The sequence below is a fragment of the Cupriavidus sp. GW823-FHT06D04 genome (assembly GCF_058795055.1).
The window spans coordinates 38351-55639 of sequence record NZ_JBXAHL010000041.1; the positions used below are offsets into that span (position 1 = coordinate 38351).

18 protein-coding genes and 1 pseudogene are annotated in these 17289 nt (G+C 64.8%); 2 read left to right on the forward strand and 17 right to left on the reverse strand.

What is annotated here, in order from left to right; all coding sequences use genetic code 11:
• Positions 1-59 precede the first annotated feature (59 nt).
• Positions 60-1856, forward strand: a complete 1797-nt coding sequence (locus tag AC1Q7H_RS33210) for an acyl-CoA dehydrogenase (RefSeq protein ID WP_492382179.1) — start codon at positions 60-62, stop codon at positions 1854-1856.
• Positions 1857-1896: 40 nt separating this feature from the next.
• Here AC1Q7H_RS33210 and AC1Q7H_RS33215 read toward each other — a convergent pair.
• From AC1Q7H_RS33215 to AC1Q7H_RS33285, 15 genes and pseudogenes are all read right to left on the reverse strand, one after another.
• Positions 1897-2158, reverse strand: a pseudogene (locus tag AC1Q7H_RS33215) (hypothetical protein); the annotation flags it as partial.
• 102 nt (positions 2159-2260) lie between these two features.
• A complete protein-coding gene (locus AC1Q7H_RS33220; RefSeq protein ID WP_492382180.1) occupies positions 2261-3331 on the reverse strand; it encodes an FAD-binding oxidoreductase in 1071 nt (356 codons plus the stop codon).
• Positions 3332-3335: 4 nt separating this feature from the next.
• Positions 3336-4358, reverse strand: coding sequence for a 4-hydroxy-2-oxovalerate aldolase (gene dmpG, locus AC1Q7H_RS33225; protein WP_492382181.1), 1023 nt, complete (start codon positions 4356-4358; stop codon positions 3336-3338).
• Positions 4359-4379: 21 nt separating this feature from the next.
• A complete protein-coding gene (locus AC1Q7H_RS33230) occupies positions 4380-5330 on the reverse strand; it encodes an acetaldehyde dehydrogenase (acetylating) (protein WP_492382182.1) in 951 nt (316 codons plus the stop codon).
• Positions 5331-5363: 33 nt separating this feature from the next.
• Complete coding sequence (locus AC1Q7H_RS33235) at positions 5364-7217, reverse strand: feruloyl-CoA synthase (RefSeq protein ID WP_492382183.1); 1854 nt, start codon at positions 7215-7217, stop codon at positions 5364-5366.
• Complete coding sequence (locus tag AC1Q7H_RS33240) at positions 7214-7459, reverse strand: hypothetical protein (protein ID WP_492382184.1); 246 nt, start codon at positions 7457-7459, stop codon at positions 7214-7216. The genes AC1Q7H_RS33235 and AC1Q7H_RS33240 overlap by 4 nt, the downstream gene beginning before the upstream one ends.
• Positions 7460-7504: 45 nt before the next feature.
• Positions 7505-8284, reverse strand: coding sequence for a 2-keto-4-pentenoate hydratase (locus AC1Q7H_RS33245; protein ID WP_492382185.1), 780 nt, complete (start codon positions 8282-8284; stop codon positions 7505-7507).
• An 81-nt stretch (positions 8285-8365) separates the two neighbouring features.
• A complete protein-coding gene (locus tag AC1Q7H_RS33250) occupies positions 8366-9382 on the reverse strand; it encodes an NAD(P)H-dependent flavin oxidoreductase (protein ID WP_153955177.1) in 1017 nt (338 codons plus the stop codon).
• 14 nt (positions 9383-9396) lie between these two features.
• On the reverse strand, positions 9397-10212 hold the full coding sequence (hcaB, locus tag AC1Q7H_RS33255; protein ID WP_492382186.1) for a 3-(cis-5,6-dihydroxycyclohexa-1,3-dien-1-yl)propanoate dehydrogenase: 816 nt from the start codon (positions 10210-10212) through the stop codon (positions 9397-9399).
• A gap of 2 nt (positions 10213-10214) precedes the next feature.
• A complete protein-coding gene (locus AC1Q7H_RS33260; RefSeq protein ID WP_153955175.1) occupies positions 10215-10766 on the reverse strand; it encodes a 3-phenylpropionate/cinnamic acid dioxygenase subunit beta in 552 nt (183 codons plus the stop codon).
• A complete protein-coding gene (locus AC1Q7H_RS33265; protein WP_153955173.1) occupies positions 10763-12166 on the reverse strand; it encodes an aromatic ring-hydroxylating dioxygenase subunit alpha in 1404 nt (467 codons plus the stop codon). Before AC1Q7H_RS33265 ends, AC1Q7H_RS33260 begins: the two co-directional genes overlap by 4 nt.
• Positions 12167-12176: 10 nt before the next feature.
• Positions 12177-12521 (reverse strand): non-heme iron oxygenase ferredoxin subunit, encoded by a 345-nt coding sequence (locus AC1Q7H_RS33270; protein WP_153955172.1) that lies wholly within the window; start codon positions 12519-12521, stop codon positions 12177-12179.
• Positions 12522-12543: 22 nt separating this feature from the next.
• Positions 12544-13383, reverse strand: coding sequence for a DODA-type extradiol aromatic ring-opening family dioxygenase (locus AC1Q7H_RS33275; RefSeq protein WP_153955171.1), 840 nt, complete (start codon positions 13381-13383; stop codon positions 12544-12546).
• 17 nt (positions 13384-13400) lie between these two features.
• The gene (locus tag AC1Q7H_RS33280) at positions 13401-13697 is read right to left on the reverse strand and encodes an extradiol ring-cleavage dioxygenase (protein ID WP_153955170.1); all 297 of its coding nucleotides are present in this window, start codon (positions 13695-13697) and stop codon (positions 13401-13403) included.
• Positions 13698-13701: 4 nt separating this feature from the next.
• Positions 13702-14523, reverse strand: coding sequence for an alpha/beta fold hydrolase (locus AC1Q7H_RS33285; protein ID WP_492382187.1), 822 nt, complete (start codon positions 14521-14523; stop codon positions 13702-13704).
• A gap of 174 nt (positions 14524-14697) precedes the next feature.
• Between AC1Q7H_RS33285 and AC1Q7H_RS33290 the strand changes: the two genes are divergently transcribed.
• The gene (locus tag AC1Q7H_RS33290; RefSeq protein WP_153955168.1) at positions 14698-15285 is read left to right on the forward strand and encodes a TetR/AcrR family transcriptional regulator; all 588 of its coding nucleotides are present in this window, start codon (positions 14698-14700) and stop codon (positions 15283-15285) included.
• 85 nt (positions 15286-15370) lie between these two features.
• Here the strand turns inward: AC1Q7H_RS33290 and AC1Q7H_RS33295 are convergent, their stop codons facing one another.
• Both AC1Q7H_RS33295 and AC1Q7H_RS33300 read right to left on the reverse strand, forming a co-directional pair.
• Positions 15371-16108: an OmpW/AlkL family protein gene (locus AC1Q7H_RS33295; protein WP_492382188.1), complete on the reverse strand. Its 738-nt coding sequence runs from the start codon at positions 16106-16108 to the stop codon at positions 15371-15373.
• A gap of 244 nt (positions 16109-16352) precedes the next feature.
• The gene (locus tag AC1Q7H_RS33300; RefSeq protein ID WP_153955166.1) at positions 16353-17237 is read right to left on the reverse strand and encodes an SDR family NAD(P)-dependent oxidoreductase; all 885 of its coding nucleotides are present in this window, start codon (positions 17235-17237) and stop codon (positions 16353-16355) included.
• Positions 17238-17289: the final 52 nt, after the last annotated feature.

A 17289-nucleotide genomic window follows, 5' to 3' on the forward strand; every position in this document is an offset into this window, starting at 1 on the left:
TGCGGGCCGGGCGACTCACTCGCAAATAACCGCAGTGATCACCGCTTGAGGAGAAATTCGTGAACCCGTACATCGCGCCTTTGGAGGAGATGCGTTTCGTGCTGCGGGAGTTAGCTGATATCGAACGCGTCGCCCAGTTGAGTGACGCCGAAGCGCTTTCCGATCCAGAATTGACGGACGCCATCCTCGACCAGGCCGCCCGCTTCGCGAAGGAAGTCTTGGCTCCGCTGGACGCGGTCGGCGACCGCGAGGGCGTGCGCTGGAGCGAGCAAGGTGTCACCACCGCCCCTGGCTTCGCCGCGGCATACCAGCAATTCGTGGAGGCAGGCTGGAACAACGTCTCGATGCCTTCCGAGTATGGCGGTCAGGGCCTGCCAACCTTGCTTTGTACGGCGGTGCACGAGATGTTCACCTCGTCCAACAAGGCCTTCTCCTATTGCCCAGACCTCACGGAATTCGCCGTCAAGGCTTTGATCGCCGGCGCGAGCGAATCACTGAAGTCGCTGTACATCCCTAGGCTCGTCACTGGACAGTGGGCCGCCACGATGAACCTTACGGAGCCGCAATCCGGCTCCGACGTCGGCGCATTACGAACCCGCGCGGAGCCCCAGGCGGACGGCACTTACAGGCTGTTCGGACAAAAGATCTTCATCAGCTACGGTGAGCATGATCTGACCGAGAACATCATCCACTTGGTCCTTGCCAGAATCCCTGGGGCGCCGGAGGGGTCCAAAGGAATCTCGCTGTTCCTGGTCCCAAAATTCTTGCCGGAGGCGGACGGCCGACTGGGCCGGCACAACGACGTCAAATGCACAGGCATTGAGCACAAGTTGGGGAATCACGCCAGCCCGACTTGCACGATGGTCTACGGGGGTAGCGGCGAAGGCGCGGTAGGCTGGCTCCTCGGCGCCGAGAACAAGGGTCTGCAAACCATGTTCTTCATGGTGAATTCGGCCCGCTTCACGGTGGGCCAGGAAAGCACAGCGATGAGCGAACGTGCCTACCAGCAAGCCCTCGCCTATGCTCGTGAGCGTGTGCAAGGCAAGCTGGCCGGCGGCGGGACGGAATCTGTCCCCATCATCCGCCATCCCGATGTACGCCGAATGTTGCTGATGATGCGCAGCCAAACTGAAGCCATGCGTGCGGTGGCCTACGCGCTTGCTGGTGCCCGGGATCTCGCCGAGCGTCATTCCGACCCGGAGGTGCGTCTCGAGCGCCAGGCCTTCGTCGACCTCATGATTCCGGTCTTCAAGGGTTGGGCGTCGGAGACCGCAATCGAGGTGACCTCGACCTCGATCCAGGTGCACGGTGGCCTCGGCTACATTGAAGAGAGTGGCGCTTCGCAGCCGCTACGCGATGTGCGGGTGGCGGCGATCTATGAAGGTACCACTTCGGTCCAGGCGCACGACCTGGTTGAACGCAAGCTCGCGCGCGATGGGGGTGCGGCGCTGCGGGCATGGCTGTCGCAGATTCACCTCGTCCTACACCGATTGGACGACGCTGCGAATGGCGAGCTCCGGGATATCGGGTTCAACTTGCGCGAGGCAGTAGCGGCACTACAGGAGGCCTCCAATTGGGCAATCGCGAACTACCCGGAAAGGCCGCTCGAAGTCCTTGCCGGCTCGGTGCCGCTCCTGCGGCTCTGCGGTATCGTCGCCGGCGGCTGGCAGATGGCACGTGCGGCGCTGGCGGCGCAACGCCATCTCGAACAGGGCCACGGTCATGCCGCCTTCCTTCGTCGTAAGCTCTTGAGCGCGCGCTTCTACGCGGCCCACGTGCTGCCCCAAGCAGAGGGGCTGTCGTCGATCGCCATGCACAGTGAATGCGCAATGACGATGGGTGACGAGGCATTCTGAGCGCAGCAGGATCCATATCGTGCTCGACTGTAGCGCCGGCCACGACATCGATGATAAAGGTCAGCACGCCCATGCCGACCAGCAGCAGACTGGGCTGCGGTGCGTGTCCCGTCTGCATCGCGCCCAGCGTCAGGCCGCCATAGGCGACGAACTCGCCCTGCGGCAGGAAGGACCCGCGTAACGGAAAACACCCGCACCAGTGCCACCGCGAGGAGGCCGTACACCGTGCCTGAAGTGATGCCGTCCTGCGCCAGCAGTGCGGCTGTTGTGATATCCGTGTTGTCTCCTCGTACCTCGGTCAGGCGCTCCGCACAGGCGCGCTGCAATCGAAATCTGAGTCCTTCGGCGCCGTCCGGGCGCCTGGACTTCTGCTGGTACTTCTTGGGTGCCCTCCGCGTCGGGGGTTATGTGGCGGGCCTGGGGTCGGTCACTGCGGTTATAAAGGCATCGCTGATGAAGGCCCCGTCCGGCAACGCATGCTCCCGCGTGAAGGTTGCACGGGCGGCGTCCACCATCAGCGGGTTGCCGCAGGCATAGACCTCCATGCCGGTCATGTCCGGGAAGTCATGCGCGACCGCTTCATGCACGAACCCGCTACGCCCTTGCCAGTCGGCATCCGGCTCGGACAACACCGGAACAAAGCGGAGCCGCGCCGCTAGCGCCTCCCACTCCTGCGCCTCGTCGATCGCATACAAATCCTCGCGTCTGCGGCCGCCCCAATACAACACGGCGCCACGTGCCTGCAGCGCCTGGGCGTGGGTCTTCATCAGGGAAGCGATCGGCGCGTAGCCGGTGCCGGACGCCAGCAGGATGACGGGCTTGTCGGTTTCAGACAGCACGAAGGAGCCGAACGGCCCCTCCACCCGCAGCGTGTCGCGGGGCTTCAGCGCCTGGTAGACATGGGTCGAGAACCGCCCGTTGGGCAGCGCCCTGACATGCCATTCCATCATCCCGCTGCCGTCCGGCGCGTTGGCCATGGAGTAGCTGCGGCGGGTGCCGTCGCGCAGCAGCACGTCGCAGTACTGCCCCGCTTTGAAATCGAAACCCGCATTAGGCGGCACCTGCAACCGCACCACGGTCACGTCATGGCTGATCCGGTCCGCCGACAGCACGCGGGCACCGGCCAGCACCACGCGCCGCCCGGGCACCGCCGACACTTCCGCCGCCTCGATCACCACGTCGCCCTCGGGCCGCGCCATGCACGTCAGGCAGTGCCCTTCCGGCACGCCTTCAGGCTCGAAGCCTTCGGGATAGGACACGGACCCGCTCCGGATCGGCGCGCAGCAAGCATGGCATTCGCCACGCCGGCAGCTGTGCTTCGGGAAGAAGCCCGCGCCCAGGGCCGTTTCCAGCACGGACTGGCCTGGCGCGCAGTCGAGCGTGACCCCGGCCGGTGCAAACGTGATGCGGTGTTCGGTGGGAGCCGTTTCTGCGGCCGCCACGCCGGAACGCTCAAGGGTCTGTTCCTGCGACATAGGATTATCCAGCTGCGTTCTGTTGCGACTTCAGGTCGAGGGCCACGTCCACGATCATGTCTTCCTGGCCGCCGACCATGCGGCGTCGGCCAAGCTCGACCAGGATGTCGACGGTTTTCAGCCCGTAGCGCTCCGCGGCTACTTCTGAATGGCGCAGGAAGCTCGAGTACACCCCGGCGTAACCGAGCGCCAGCGTCTCGCGGTCCACGCGCACCGGACGGTCCTGCAGCGGGCGCACCAGGCCGTCGGCGGCGTCCATCAGCTTGTACAGGTCGGTGCCGTGGTTCCAGCCCATGCGTTCGGCCGCGGCGACAAAGACTTCCAGCGGCGCGTTGCCGGCCCCGGCGCCCATGCCAGCCAGGCTGGCATCGATGCGGTTGCAGCCCTCCTCCACGGCTACCATGGAGTTGGCCACGCCCAGGCTCAGGTTGTGGTGGGCGTGCATGCCCGTGTGCGTGGCGGGATCGAGCACGTCCTTGAAAGCCCGGAAGCGGTCGCGCACGCCGTCCATGGTCAAAGCGCCACCGGAGTCGACGACGTAGATGCAGGTGGCGCCGTAGCTCTCCATCAGCTTGGCCTGCTGCGCCAGCACCTGCGGCGTGGTCATGTGGCTCATCATCAGGAAGCCGACCGTGTCCATGCCGAGCTCGCGTGCGTACTCGATATGCTGGCGCGAGATATCGGCCTCGGTGCAATGCGTGGCGACGCGCACGATGCGGGCGCCGGCGTCATACGCGGCCCGCAGGTCGTGGATGGTGCCGATACCGGGCAGCAGCAGCGTGGCCACCTTGGCGTGGGTGACGGTCTCCGCCGCGGCGGCGATCCATTCCAGGTCGGTATGCGCGCCGAAGCCGTAGTTGAACGACGAACCCTGCAGGCCATCGCCGTGCGCCACCTCGATCGAATCGACGCGGGCGTCGTCCAGGGCCTTCGCGATCGCGCGAACCTGCGGAACGCTGTACTGGTGACGAATTGCGTGCGAGCCGTCGCGCAGCGTCACGTCGGAGATATAAAGCTTGGTTGCCATCTTGGTTTCCTCTCTGGAAGGTCAAGCCCCGGCGGGGGCAGCGATCTGGCGCTCGGCCAGCTTTTCGGCGGTGGCAAGCGCGGCGGACGTCATGATGTCAAGGTTGCCCGCGTAGGCCGGCAGGTAGTGCGCGGCGCCTTCTACCTCCAGGAAGACGGAGGTCTTGAGGCCCGGCATCTTGCCGACGCCAGGGATATTCAGCGGTCGGCCGGTGTCGTAGGTCTCGAACTGCACGCGCTGCTTCAGGCGGTAGCCGGGCACGTAACGGTTGACCGCGGCCACCATTGCCTCCACGGCGAGTTCAACCTTGTCGGTATCGGCGGAATCCGACAGCGTATAGACCGTATCGCGCATCAGCAGCGGGGGCTCGGCGGGATTCAGCACGATGATGGCCTTGCCCTTGGTCGCGCCACCGACCACCTCGAGCGCACGCGAGGTCGTCTCGGTGAACTCGTCAATGTTGGCGCGCGTTCCCGGGCCGGCCGACTTGCTCGAAATCGAGGCCACGATCTCGGCGTAGTGCACCTTGGTGACGGCAGCGATGGCCGCCACCATGGGAATGGTGGCCTGGCCGCCGCAGGTGACCATATTGACGTTGGTCGCGTCCAGATGGGTCTCCAGGTTGACCACCGGCACGCAGTACGGGCCGATGGCGGCCGGCGTCAGGTCGATCATGCGGATGCCAGGCTTGGCCTCGCGCAGCAGCTTGTCGTTCTGCACATGCGCGCCGGCCGAGGTGGCATCGAACACGATGTCGATATCGGCGAACTCTGGGATCGCCTTCAGCCCTGCGGCGCCCGTGGCACACGTGGCCACGCCCATGCGCGCGGCGCGCGCCAGGCCATCTGAAGCGGGATCGATGCCGACCATGACTCCCATCTCAATATGGCGCCCATGGCGCAGAATCTTGATCATCAGGTCAGTGCCGATGTTGCCCGAGCCGATGATGGCGGCTTTCAGTTTTCGAGTCATGACTGCTTCCTTATGTGTTCCTGTCCGGACGGTTCAGATTGGATAGATGACCGAGGTGCAGCCGGAGTACAGCCGCTCGACGTCATCGGCGCGCAGCGTCAGCACGGCGCGCTGGTTGATGTAGCCCTTGTCAGTGATCTCGCCATGCTCGATCGACGGTGGAGTGGACAGCAGCACCGCACGGGCCGGGCGCTGCGAGCTGCCGCCCCCTTTGCCGAGTTCCGCCAGCATCTCGCCTAGCGCCTGCCGCACAGCCGGGTGCTGCCCAAGTGACTTGCCGCACCGGGCGCCTTCGGCGTCTCCCGACAGGGCATGCAGAGCAGGCGTGGGGAAGATCAGCAGGCCGACCTCTCCCCGGTCATGGCCGGTTACCACCGCATCCTGGGCATAGGGCGTCATCGCCGACACCGCCGCGATACGCAGCGTGCCGACCGAGACCCAGGTCCCCGTGGTGAGCTTGAAATCTTCGGAGACGCGCCCGTCGAAGATGACGCCGCCGTTCGGGTCTGACGCGTTGGCAAGCTTGCCGGCGTCGCCCATGCAGTAGAAGCCCTCCTCGTCGAAGGCCTCGCGCGTCTTCTCGTCGTCGCCGATATAGCCCGGGAAGATCGAGGGGCCGCGCACGCGCAACTCATACTTGTCCTGGCAGGGTGCGAATTTCAGTTCCACGCCAGGGACCGGCACGCCGATATTGCGCGTCTCGCGGGTCTCGAAGTGGGCGCTGGTGACCACCGGCGAAGTCTCGGTCGAGCCCCACTCGGTGGTGAAGAACAGCGGCACTTCACGGACCCTTGCCGCGACCTTGCGAAGGCGTTCCGCGCATTGCTGCGGCAGTGCGGCGGCGGCGAAGAACAGCATGTCCAGGCGCTCGAACAGCGCGCGGGCCAGCGATTCGTCGGCCTCCAGGTACGGCAGCAGCACGTCGTAGCCGCGCGGGACATTGAAGAACAGCGTGGGCCGGACTTCACGGATCCCCTTGAGGGTAGACTCGATCGCTCCCGGTGCCGGACGTCCGTTGTCGAGATACAGCGTGCCGCCGTTGCGCAGCACCAGGTTGAAGTTGTGGTTGGCGCCGAAGGTATGGCTCCAGGGCAGCCAATCGAGCACCACCGGCTGCGCCTTGTCGATAAAGGGCCAGCACTGCGCGATCATCTGCTGGTTGGCACACAGCATGCGATGCGTGTTCGGCACCAGCTTGGGCACGCCGGTCGAACCGGAGGTCAGCAGGATGCGGGCGACGGTATCCCCGCCGACCGCTGCGAAGGCGGCATCGACGGCCGCGCCCGGCGTGGCGTCGAGCAGCCTGGCGAAAGACAGGGCATCGCCCTCCGCACCGTGGGTGAAGACCACCGGGCACGCCGGCCGCCACGCCGAGATCGCTGCGCCATACTGCGTGGCATTCTCCGCATAGAGCAGGCCCGGCTGCAGCCGGTCCAGGATGGCGTGCAGCTTTCCGTGATCCTTGGCCACCAGGGTATAGGCCGACGACACCACTGCGATGCGGCGGCCGACGTGCATGGCACCCAGCGACAGCAATGCCAGGTTGACGCTGTTGTCCGACAGTGCCACCACGGGCGCATCCTCCGCGACTCCGAGGTCCAGGATGGCCTGGCCGATACGGCGCACCGCGGCCAGGGCATCGCTGTAGCTGACGCGGCGCCAACCTTCGCCCTGCCGCTCCGCCAGGAAGATGCGGCTGCCGTCCTCCTGCGCCCAGTACTGCAGCCAGTCGCCGATGCAGCGCACGTAGGGGTGCAGCGGCTGGGTCGATCGCAGCACGAAGCTGCCGTCGTCGCGCCGGTCGATCACGATATCGGGGGTGGCCAGCGCAACCGGAGTGGCTTCAGCCGGACCGTCGCCCAGCAGGCGGGAAGCTACGGCATTCATTTGACGGTCCTCCAGCCGCCATCCTTGATCCTGACCAGCGCGCGGCTCGCGTTGTCATAGATGGAGTGCTCAGTCTTGCTTACGCGCTCTGAGATGCTCAGTGACTCGTCTCGACCGAAACCGGACAGCGTCGCCCCAATGGAGATCTCAGCTGCCTGAGCCTGCCCTGCGCCAAAAAATTGGGCGAGCACTACCGAGGTAGTCAGCACGATGGCTGCCGCCTTGAAGAAAGCCTGTCTCATGTTGTCTCCTGCGTCCCGCTTTCCTCGGCGGGAACGATGGGCGATTTACTCGGTCTGGCAGGTCACCCGGCCGAGGCCCTCTACGTCAAGTTGCAACGCTTCTCCAGGCTTGATCGGGAACATTGGCCCAAGGGCGCCGGAAAGCACCACGTCGCCTGCGCGCAAAGGCGCGCCCACCCGCAGCATGGTCCTTGCCAGCCACCACGCCGCGTTCAGGGGGTGACCAAGGCAAGCGGCACCGTTGCCCTCGGAGCTGAGCTCACCATCGCGCAGGAAGCGCATGCTGCACTCGGGCAGCCTCACGTCGGTCAGGCGCTTCGGGTCCGCCCCCAGCACGTAGAGGCCGCAAGAGGCGTTGTCCGCGACGGTATCGACCAGCGTGATGCGCCAGTCGTGGATCGCGCTGTCGACGATCTCGATGGCGGGCAGTGCGTATTCGATCGCGTTCAGGAAGCGGCCCCAGGTCAGGTCGCCTTCGAGATCCTTGCCCATCACGAAGGCCACCTCCCCTTCAGCCTTCGGCTGGATCAGCGTGGAGACGGGCACTCCCATGCCGCTGATGTACTCCATATCCTCGAAGAGGACGCCGAAGTCCGGCTGGTCGACGCCGAGCTGCTTCTGCACGGCAACCGAGGTCAGGCCGATCTTCTTGCCGCTGATGAGGCGGCCAGACGCCAGATCACGCTGCGTGTTGACCTCGGCAACGGCATAGGCGTCGTCAAGACCGGTGATGCCATACGACTCGGAAATGCGCGGGATTGGCGCGCGGTCTTGGCGGGCCTGGTGCAGCGCGTCGGCTGCCTGCTGGATATGAGGGGCTGTCATCCTTGTCTACCTTGTGGTTTGAATCCAGGGACGCCGCGCGTGCTCGCGTCTGTCCGTCCCGTTTCTGCACTTCACGGAAAGTCAGGCCGGCGCCCGGTTCTGCGCATAGCGGTGCATCAGCGCCGCCGTGGCGGCCTGCTCGGCGCGCAGGCAGGCGACATAGTCCGTCTCGAGCTCCGCCACCACCTCTGCCACGGTGGCCACCGAGCGCACCGCACCCACGCCATGTCCGGCGGACCAGACGTCCTTCCAGGCCTTGGGCGCGGCCACGATGTCGCCGGAGAAATCAATCTTGCCTTCCGCCTTGATCTGATTTGGCGTAAAACCGGCAGCTGCGAGCGTCGGCTTCAGCCAGTTGGCCGGCACGCCCGAGACCGCGCTGGACAGCGCAAGATCCTCCATGCGGCTTGCCACCAGCAGGTCGCGGTATTGCTGCGGCACCATGCTTTCCGGGGTGGCGATCAGCCGCGTTCCGATCACCGCGAAGTCGGCGCCGAGCAACTGGGCGGCACGGATATGCGCGCCGCTGGAGATGGCGCCGGCCAGCCCGATCGGGCCGTCCCAGAACTCGCGCACCTCGGCGAGGAACGAAAACGGGTGGTACTGGCCGGTATGGCCGCCGGCACCGCTGGTCACCAGCACCAGTCCGTCCACGCCGGCTTCGATGGCCTTGCGCGCCAGCGCCGGCGAGATGACGTCGGCCATCACCAGGCCGCCGTAGGCATGCACGCGGTCCAGCACCCGGCGCGGGCTGCCGAGCGCGGTGGTGACGATGCCAGGGCGGTAGCGCTCAACCAGCGCCATCTCGGCCTCGAAGCGGTCGTAGCTGCTGTGCACGATCATGTTGAGCGCCCACGGCACCGTCGGGCAATCCTGTGCATGGTCGGCAACCCGTTCCAGCGCGTGGTCGAGCGCCTCGATATTGCGCGCATTGGGGGCGGCAAAGGTGCCGACGATGCCGGCGCTCAGGCTGGCGCAGACCAGCTCCGGGCCGGAAACCAGGAACATCGGTGCTGCCATCACCGGCAGGCGGGCGCCGGCGAAGGTCGCGCGCAGCGCGGCGTGCGCGGAAGCGGAATGCGAGATGGGGGCGTTCATCGTTTTGTCAGTGATCAGTCGCGCGGGCGCCGCGCCGAGCGGCCGCGTACCTCCCAACCGCCATCGCTCTGCAGGATGGCAGCCGTGGTGGCCGGCGAGTTGGTACGGGAAGCCAGCAGCACGTAGTGTCCGGCGTGGTCCTCCGGCTGCGCGATGAAGCCGAGCGGCACCGCGTCCGCCGCGGCATCGCCGAAGCCGGGAATCTCCGAGAGCTTCGAGCCTTGCTTGCCCAGCGATTCCGGTCCCTTCAGCGGGGTCACGGTGCCGCCCGGGGCCACGCCGTTGACACGCACATCCGGGGCGAGCTCGTATGCGAGCTGTTTGATCAGCCCGACGCCGGCGTGCTTCGAGGCCACGTACGCCGGCCCACCGCCGCCGGCATAGAAGGCCGCGTTGGACAGCGTGAAGATCATGCTGCCGTGGCTTTCGCGCAGCGCCGGCGCTGCCGCATAGGCGGCCAGCAGGTAGCCGAGGACGTTGATGTCGAAGACTTCGCGGAAGGTATCGGCCACTTGCTGCCCGTCGGCAAACTTGCGCAGCGGCGCGAAGTAGTCCCACACCCCCGCATTGCCGACCAGCGTATCGAGCTTGCCGAATGCCTTGAGCGTGGTGGCCACCGCCTCGGCGTTGGCGTCCGGCGAACGCACGTCGCCAACCGTGACAGCCACGCGGTCGCCAAACTCTTTGCGCAGGCTGTCGGCGCCGCTCGCACTGCGCACCAGCGCGCCGATCCCCTTCGCGCCTTCGTCCAGGAAGCGCCGCACCACCGCCAGCCCGATGCCGGAGTTCGCACCGGTGACCAGCGCCACATCGTTATCCAGCCAGCCCATGATCAGAGGAAGGTGTTGAGGTTCTTGGACATAAACAGCGACTGCGTGATCACGATCTTGCGACGCGCAATCCGGAAGTCGCCATCCAGCAGGCGCAGCAGGTCTTCTCGGCGGCCCAGCAGCAGGTCGTTGTCGGCTTCGCCGCGGCTGCGGTAGTTGACGAAGACCGAATGCACGATGAACTCGTCCTGCGCTGCGCCATGCAGCGCTTCGACGTTGCTGATCACATGCACGTGCCGGGTCGGCGGATCCTCGGCCCACGCTGAGGGCTGCTTGAAACGCGCCACCCGCCGTTCCAGGTCGAGGTGGTCGTCGTCGAAGAAGGCACCCCGACCCGGCGCATAGGCGCCCAGCTTGTCCGCGCGGCGGCGGTTCTCGATCGCCGGCATCCAGTAGTGGATGTCGTCGGTCAGCAGCGCCAGCCATTGCTCCCAGGCTTCGCTGTCCAGCAGGCGCGCTTCCCGGAACAGGAACTGCTCGATGCGGTGGGCGGTCTCGCGATTGACCTTTTGTTCGCCCTTCACTTCAGGCAGGGATTGCGGCACCGCGCTCATGCGACCTCCTTGGCGCTGTTCTGGTAGGTGAATGCGCTGTCTTCCAGGCTGGGCTGGTCGCGCGCCGGCACTTCATTCCAGCTGCGCGCGCGCATCAGGTCCAGCCAGCGCTGGTAGAACGCGCGGTGGTTGGCCTCGTTCACCTGGTTGCGGTAGACGTTGCCCGGCAGCCCGCTGTCGTCCAGGCGCGTGCCGCGGCCCAGGCCCATGTACAGGTCTTGCTGCCGCGTGACGAAGCCCGCGTTGGTGCGCGTCGAGAACTCGAAGTTCTCGCCGTCATCCATCTCGAACACGCCCGACGGCGAGAAGGTCATCATGGTTCCCTTCAGCCAGCGGTCCTTGATGTCCTGCGGCGCGCTCTTGTTGACGATGGTCCAGGTGTGCAGCTCGATCTTGCCCGGGCCGCGCGGATGCCATACCCGGAAGGTGTTCTGCCCCGGCAGGAAAGACAGGTTCGGGAACACGCTGACCGAGGAGATCGAACCGATCATCTTGGAGCGGAACTCGCCCAGGCGTTCGGCCACCTTTGGCTGGATGCTGTACAGGTACTTTCGGATTTCTTTGTCGCCCAGCGTCGCCGCGTTGCCGACCACGTCCAGGTTGAACTCCCAGCCGTGGCCGTTGTAGTTGACGTGATAGGAATCCGGATCCTTGTAGACCTCGGCAACTGGTCCACCCAGCATCGCGTGGGCTGCCGAGTCGTGCGTCCACAGCGCGTGGTAGATATCGCCGATGAAATTCTCGACCGGGACTTTCCAATTGCAGTTGATCACCGACTTCACGCAGCCGCCGACGAACTCCGTGCCCTGCCCGTCCATGTCGAGCATCACATCGAGGTAGTAGCGGAAGTCGCCCAGGTAAGACTCGAGCGAAGGCGCATCCGGGTCCATGTTGCCGAACACCAGGCCCTTGTAGGTCGCCACCTGTGCCACCGGGTGCAGGCCGTGCTCGGCGCGGTTCATGCCGCTGTCCTCGAACAGTTCCTGTCCGGCCATGCCACGCAGCGCGCCGTCGATCCCGAAGGCCCAGCCGTGATAGTTGCAGACGAAGGTCCGTGCATTGCCGGCGTCGGTGAAGTTCAGCTTGTTGCCGCGATGCGGGCAGGTATTGAGGAATGCCTTGACCGACCCATCCTTCTGGCGCACGACGATGACGTTGTCTTCCGCCATGTAGGTGGTGACATAGTCGCCTGCCTTGGGGATCTGGGATTCATGCGCCAAGAACAGCCAGCTGCGCGCGAAGATCTTCTCCAGCTCTTGTTCGTAGATGCGGCGGTCCCAATAAACCCGGCGCGACAGCCGGCCGACGTCCAGATCGATCAGGCGATCCAGGCCGCTCAGCGGTTCGCTGACCGGATCCTTCCGCAGGCGTTCGCAGTTGCCTGTGCAGTCGTGTGTCATGTCAATTACCTCAAATGGCCGACGTAGCGGATTCGGACTCCCGCTCGAGGTCGGCGTAGATTTCGTCGCCGTCCTCGATCACCTTGTAGGTGCGCAGGTCCACCGTGCAGGGAAATGCCATGGCCTGGCCGGTGGGGATATGGAACTGCCCGTCATGCAGCGGGCAAGCGATCAGGTCGCCGTCGACAATCTCGCCGTCGGACAGCGAAGCGGTCGCATGCGTGCAGATATCGCTGGTGGCATAAAAGGTGCCGTCGACGTTGTAGACCGCCAGCGGGCAGCCGTTGGTTTCGACCTTGCACACCTGGCCGGGCTCGAGCGCATCGCGCTTCAGGAGGAATACTTTCTTGCTCATCTCTGCGTTCCGTCTGCGTGCATTACTGCAGATGCAGCTGCACGAAACCAAGGCCGGTCACCCATTCCGGCACGGCCTCATAGGCGATCACCTCGCCGCGAGCGCCCTCGAGGGCGCCCATGGCGCAGGCCCAGTTGCGGATCTCCATGCCGCCGTTGCCGCCGTTGGCGAGGATGTACTCGTCGCTCAGCGCGGCCAGCGCGGCCAGGTCGCCCCGCTCGGCGTAGTCTAGGATTTCGCGGTCGAACGCCGGGTTGACGCGGCCCATCTCGGCGGTGCCCACCCAGTGGCTGATGCCGCCGCTGCCGATCACGGCCACGCGCTCGCCGGCGTCGAACGACTCCACCGCTTCGCGAATCTGCCGCCCCACTTCGATGGCCCGCGCGATCCGGATGTACGGGTCCACGCCCGCGGCCAGGTACACAGGCACCGTGCCGACCTCGCGGCCGGCCTCGCGCATCGGCTCGACCATCAGCTGGTTCGGGATGGCGATGGCGTGGTCCACCGTCAGGGCACGGGCGACCGCCCAGTCATAGCCGCGTGCTTGCCCGTCCGCGACAATATGCGTCGCCAGGCCTTCGCTGTTCGGGATGACCCCGCGCTTCAGGCCCGGCATGGCGTCCAGCGGACCGTCGACATCGCCGGTGCCGATCAGGTAGCTGGGCAGGCAGGTCGTGCCAAACAGCATGTAGTGGTCGGCGCCTACCACGATGACGCTGGTCGGCTCCAAATCAGCCAGGCGCCGGGCGCAGGTGGCAAACGCCCCCCACATACGGGCCTGCACGGTCGCTGCCGGCGCCTGCGGCGCCACGAACATCACCGGGTCATGCGGCACCAGGAAGCCGCCTACGATTTGTCCCATCTCTGATCTCTGCTTACCTATTGCTTCAGGGCAGCGCTGTGCAGCGCCTCATTCGCGCCCACCAGGCGCAGCTTCTTCATGTAGGCGCGCATGTCGCGCTCGGGCGAGAGCTCTTGCCAGAACCCCATGGTCAGCATCGGGTTCACGCCGGCCTGCTGCAGCCCCAGCACATCAAAGGCAGTCAGCATCGCGCGCTCGCCCTCGCTCAGTGCAAAGCGCAGCAGGAAGGCCTGCGGATCATCGCGGAAGCGCTGCTTGGCGGACCGATCCACGGTCAGCTGATGCAGCACCCGCTCGAGTACGTTACGGCTCATGGCGTCAGGCGATGAAATGGGAGACCAGCTTGAGGAAGTCGGCGCGGCGCTCGGTTTGCACCCAGTGGCCGCAGCGGCCGAACAGGTGCAGGTCGGCATTCGGGATGGCGCGCGCCAGCAGCTGGCCGCAGGCCGGTGGCACGACGCGGTCTTCGCGGCCATGCAGCACCAGCGTCGGGGCCTCGATTTTGGCCACCACATGTTCCGGGAAGCCCTTGACCAGGGTCGGGCCCTCGGCGTTCGGCTGCGGGATCAACTTGCGCAGCGCCTCCTGGGCGCCGGGACGGGCGCTGGCTTCATAACGCGACTGCACCATTTCCGGCGTGATGATCGACTGGTCATATGGGAACAGACGCATGGTCTTCTCCATGTTTTCCGGCGACGGCTCATATTCCCAGGCCGAGCGCAGCCCCGGGGTCTGCTCGAACTCGCCGGCGGGCGTGCCCAACAGCACCAGCTTCTCCACGCGCTTGGGATCGAACACGGCCAGCCCCAGCGACAGCGCTCCGCCGAACGAATTGCCGACGAACGAGGCGCGCTCGATCTCCAGCGCGTCCATGATCCCGACCAGGTGGCTGACCCACAGCTTAATGTCGTACTTGGTGCCGTTCTTGAACTCGGTGAAACCGAAGCCGGCAATGTCCGGCACGATCACGCGGAACGACTGCGCCAGCTCGCTCATCACGCCCTTCCAGTTACTCCAGCCCGAAACGCCAGGCCCCGAGCCGTGCAGCAGGAAGAGCGGCTTGCCGGCGCCCACATCGAAATAGTTGGTCTGGTGCCCGGCGGCCACCAGGGTGGAACCGACCCCGTCAAACTTGCTCATCGCTTTCGTCTCCATACACATACGTATGTGTATGGTAGGAAGTGAAGCCAATCGAGTCAAGGCCATATTTCCGCGAAAACCATGGGGTTTACCCGAGACAAAGCGATTTCCGCACCGTACAATAGTGAATTGTGGCTCGGTAGTAAAATTTTGGCCGTTGCCTACGGAGAACATATGACCAAAGCCACACCGGGCGCAGCAGCCTCCGCGCGCCTGACACCGGAAGACTGGATCAAAGCCGCCCGCGACCTGTTGGTGAGCCGCAGCGTGGACGCCGTGCGCGTTGAGGTGCTGTCGAAGGAGCTGGCGGTGACGCGCGGCAGTTTTTACTGGCATTTCAAGGATCGGGAAGATCTGTTGCGCCGCATGCTTGAGTCATGGCGCGATGAGGCCACCGAGCAGATCATCTATCGATTTGAGCGGCGCAACCTTCCCCCGCGCGAACTGATCAAGGACCTGCTCTCGCTGCCCTTCCGCGGCGCTTCGGCACAGGAAGCTGCGTCCACCGAACTGGCCATACGCGCCTGGGCACGTCGCGACGAGCGCGCACGCCAGATCCTGGATGAAGTGGATGCCAAGCGGCTATCCTATGTTGCTCAGTGTTTCAGCGCCCTGGGATTCGGTATCTCGGAAGCGCGTGCACGAGCATTCATGCTATACAGCTATGAACTGTCAGAGGCGTTGCTGTCGCATCAGGGAACAGATGAGCAAAAGGCTGAGCGAAAGGCTTTTATGGAAAAGCTTTTGTTAACTCCAGCCTGAATAACTCCGGCTACCCATATTCTCGATATGGAAAGCCAGAGCAGGCCGTTTCTTCAAATGGCCCGCATAAGACTCCGACGACACGCTAGAACGTGTATGAGACGCTGAGGAACGTGATGATGGGGCGCAGCCTCACCTTCGTCTGACTGACCACCTCCACGCCCTGTGCTGTACGTCCTTTCAGGGTAACGTTAGTGTCGCTGGGCATGTAGCCAACCAGCGCGCCCACCGACCAATGTTTGCTGATCCGATAGTCGAGTCCCACTTGAACGACCGGACTCCATGAACTCGAGGCTTCGGCAGTTGCCGACCCGCCAGGCCCGAATTTCTGCGTGATAAACGCATCATTGGTGACCCGCGCATTGGTGAACCATGTATAGGAGACACCAACGCCAGCGAATGGGCGAAAACGGCTTTCCGGCTGACCGAAGTGGTAGCGGAGCAACAGCTCAGGTGACCACGTGCGCGCATCTCCCAGCACACCATACCCCCCGAACGTGCCGCGCCCCTCTAGCTGGGTCCTCATTGGAAACCCTCCAAGAAGCGCCACACCAATATGGTCTGTAAAGTAATGCTCGGCGAGAATGCCCACCGTTTCGAGGCTGCGCGCACCGACTGAGGAGCCAGGCACCTCGCTATTCATCGGAACCCCTCCGATGCTGGTCACCTTGACAGGGTCGCTTCCTGTCTGGGGGGCGATGTGAGCCCATCCCACACTCACGACGTTATCCCCTGCGCTCTGCGCGTGCGCACTGCTACCCATTGCTGCAATAAGTACCGCGCTGACCAGGCTCATTGTCCCGGCATATCGCCACCGCTCCATGGTTGTCTCCGTCTCCATTTAGTTATTAAGATCTCGCGTGTCTTCTGCACGCAAAAAACAGCTTGCGCGAACCCGCCGGGCGGCGGGTTCGTCCAGGAATTTCAAACGCTGGGTATTAGGGGCATTCAATGCGCTCCTGAGGGGGCACATGGGCCCGCTCAGTTTGCAGCGCTTGAACGGGAAGCCCGTCCACCGGGATGCGCCGCGCGTTCGTGAGCGCGTGCTGGGCGTGAAGGTTCCGGGATCAGCCCATTCCGGATCGGCCGTCGCGTGCCGTCAGCACCGACTCGCTCAGTGCTGCCGCAAACCTTCCGCGCTCATTCACCTTATCCTCGGTAAGCCGATCGACTTCGATTGCCATGCGCCGGAACTCAGAGTCGAGAAGCCTCGAGATAGCGCCACGCAGAACGTGCTGGACCAGCAGCGACGCCGGCACGAACACGCGGCGCTTGCGCCTGTGGATGCCTTGGACCAGACGGTCGGCCGCCAGTGACACCGGGTAAGTTTTGCCGGCCGGACCGCGCAACATTGCCCGCATCCGGGCGAACTCAGCATGTTCCCGATCGGCGTCGCGCACCATCGGCGTGTCGATGAACATCAGATAAGCCACACCCACGTCAACGCCGAGGTGGGCGACCTCCACGCGGATTGCATTAAGCAGTGCTTCCAGGCCCGCCTTGCTCGCCGCATACATCGATTCGCCAGGCGGTGCGAAAATCGCCGCAGCCGAGGCTATCCCAAGCAGGTAGCCACGACTCCTGATCAAATGTGGCAGGCACGCGTGCATGAACCGCCAGTTTCCCGTCACGTTCACATCCAGCACTGCAGCAAGAACGTCCGGATCCAGGTGCCGCGCTGCACCGACTGTGCCTATTCCTGCGTTGGATACAGCGACATCGATCGCCCCGAAGTGCTCGACCACACGGTTCACAGCGTTAACCACCGACGCGGAATCGGTGATGTCGCAGCGCAGGCCGATGGCTGGTTGATCGAGAGCCGCCGCGGCCTTCTCAGCGGCTTCGCCATTGATGTCCAGCAGTGCGAGGCAATGCGTCTTCGCAAGCCGCCCGGCCACTGCGAGGCCGATTCCGCTGGCCGCCCCCGTGATGACTGCCACCGGTCTGGTCATGTTGCTCCTCCTCTCCTTCCGCACTCAGCCAGAGGGCCGAGACGGCAGTCAT

Bases quoted from the DNA above. Each gene is read 5' to 3' on its own strand.
- AC1Q7H_RS33245 (WP_492382185.1), bottom strand. From the start codon at position 8,284: ATGACAGCCCCTCATATCCAGCAGGCAGCCGACGCGCTGCACCAGGCC.
- hcaB (WP_492382186.1), bottom strand. From the start codon at position 10,212: ATGGGCTGGCTGGATAACGATGTGGCGCTGGTCACCGGTGCGAACTCC.
- AC1Q7H_RS33265 (WP_153955173.1), bottom strand. From the start codon at position 12,166: ATGACACACGACTGCACAGGCAACTGCGAACGCCTGCGGAAGGATCCG.
- AC1Q7H_RS33280 (WP_153955170.1), bottom strand. From the start codon at position 13,697: ATGAGCCGTAACGTACTCGAGCGGGTGCTGCATCAGCTGACCGTGGAT.
- AC1Q7H_RS33230 (WP_492382182.1), bottom strand. From the start codon at position 5,330: ATGACTCGAAAACTGAAAGCCGCCATCATCGGCTCGGGCAACATCGGC.
- AC1Q7H_RS33275 (WP_153955171.1), bottom strand. From the start codon at position 13,383: ATGGGACAAATCGTAGGCGGCTTCCTGGTGCCGCATGACCCGGTGATG.
- AC1Q7H_RS33250 (WP_153955177.1), bottom strand. From the start codon at position 9,382: ATGAACGCCCCCATCTCGCATTCCGCTTCCGCGCACGCCGCGCTGCGC.
- AC1Q7H_RS33240 (WP_492382184.1), bottom strand. From the start codon at position 7,459: ATGAGACAGGCTTTCTTCAAGGCGGCAGCCATCGTGCTGACTACCTCG.
- AC1Q7H_RS33300 (WP_153955166.1), bottom strand. From the start codon at position 17,237: ATGACCAGACCGGTGGCAGTCATCACGGGGGCGGCCAGCGGAATCGGC.
- AC1Q7H_RS33260 (WP_153955175.1), bottom strand. From the start codon at position 10,766: ATGAGCGCGGTGCCGCAATCCCTGCCTGAAGTGAAGGGCGAACAAAAG.
- AC1Q7H_RS33270 (WP_153955172.1), bottom strand. From the start codon at position 12,521: ATGAGCAAGAAAGTATTCCTCCTGAAGCGCGATGCGCTCGAGCCCGGC.
- AC1Q7H_RS33285 (WP_492382187.1), bottom strand. From the start codon at position 14,523: ATGAGCAAGTTTGACGGGGTCGGTTCCACCCTGGTGGCCGCCGGGCAC.
- AC1Q7H_RS33295 (WP_492382188.1), bottom strand. From the start codon at position 16,108: ATGGAGCGGTGGCGATATGCCGGGACAATGAGCCTGGTCAGCGCGGTA.
- AC1Q7H_RS33220 (WP_492382180.1), bottom strand. From the start codon at position 3,331: ATGTCGCAGGAACAGACCCTTGAGCGTTCCGGCGTGGCGGCCGCAGAA.
- dmpG (WP_492382181.1), bottom strand. From the start codon at position 4,358: ATGGCAACCAAGCTTTATATCTCCGACGTGACGCTGCGCGACGGCTCG.
- AC1Q7H_RS33290 (WP_153955168.1), top strand. From the start codon at position 14,698: ATGACCAAAGCCACACCGGGCGCAGCAGCCTCCGCGCGCCTGACACCG.
- AC1Q7H_RS33235 (WP_492382183.1), bottom strand. From the start codon at position 7,217: ATGAATGCCGTAGCTTCCCGCCTGCTGGGCGACGGTCCGGCTGAAGCC.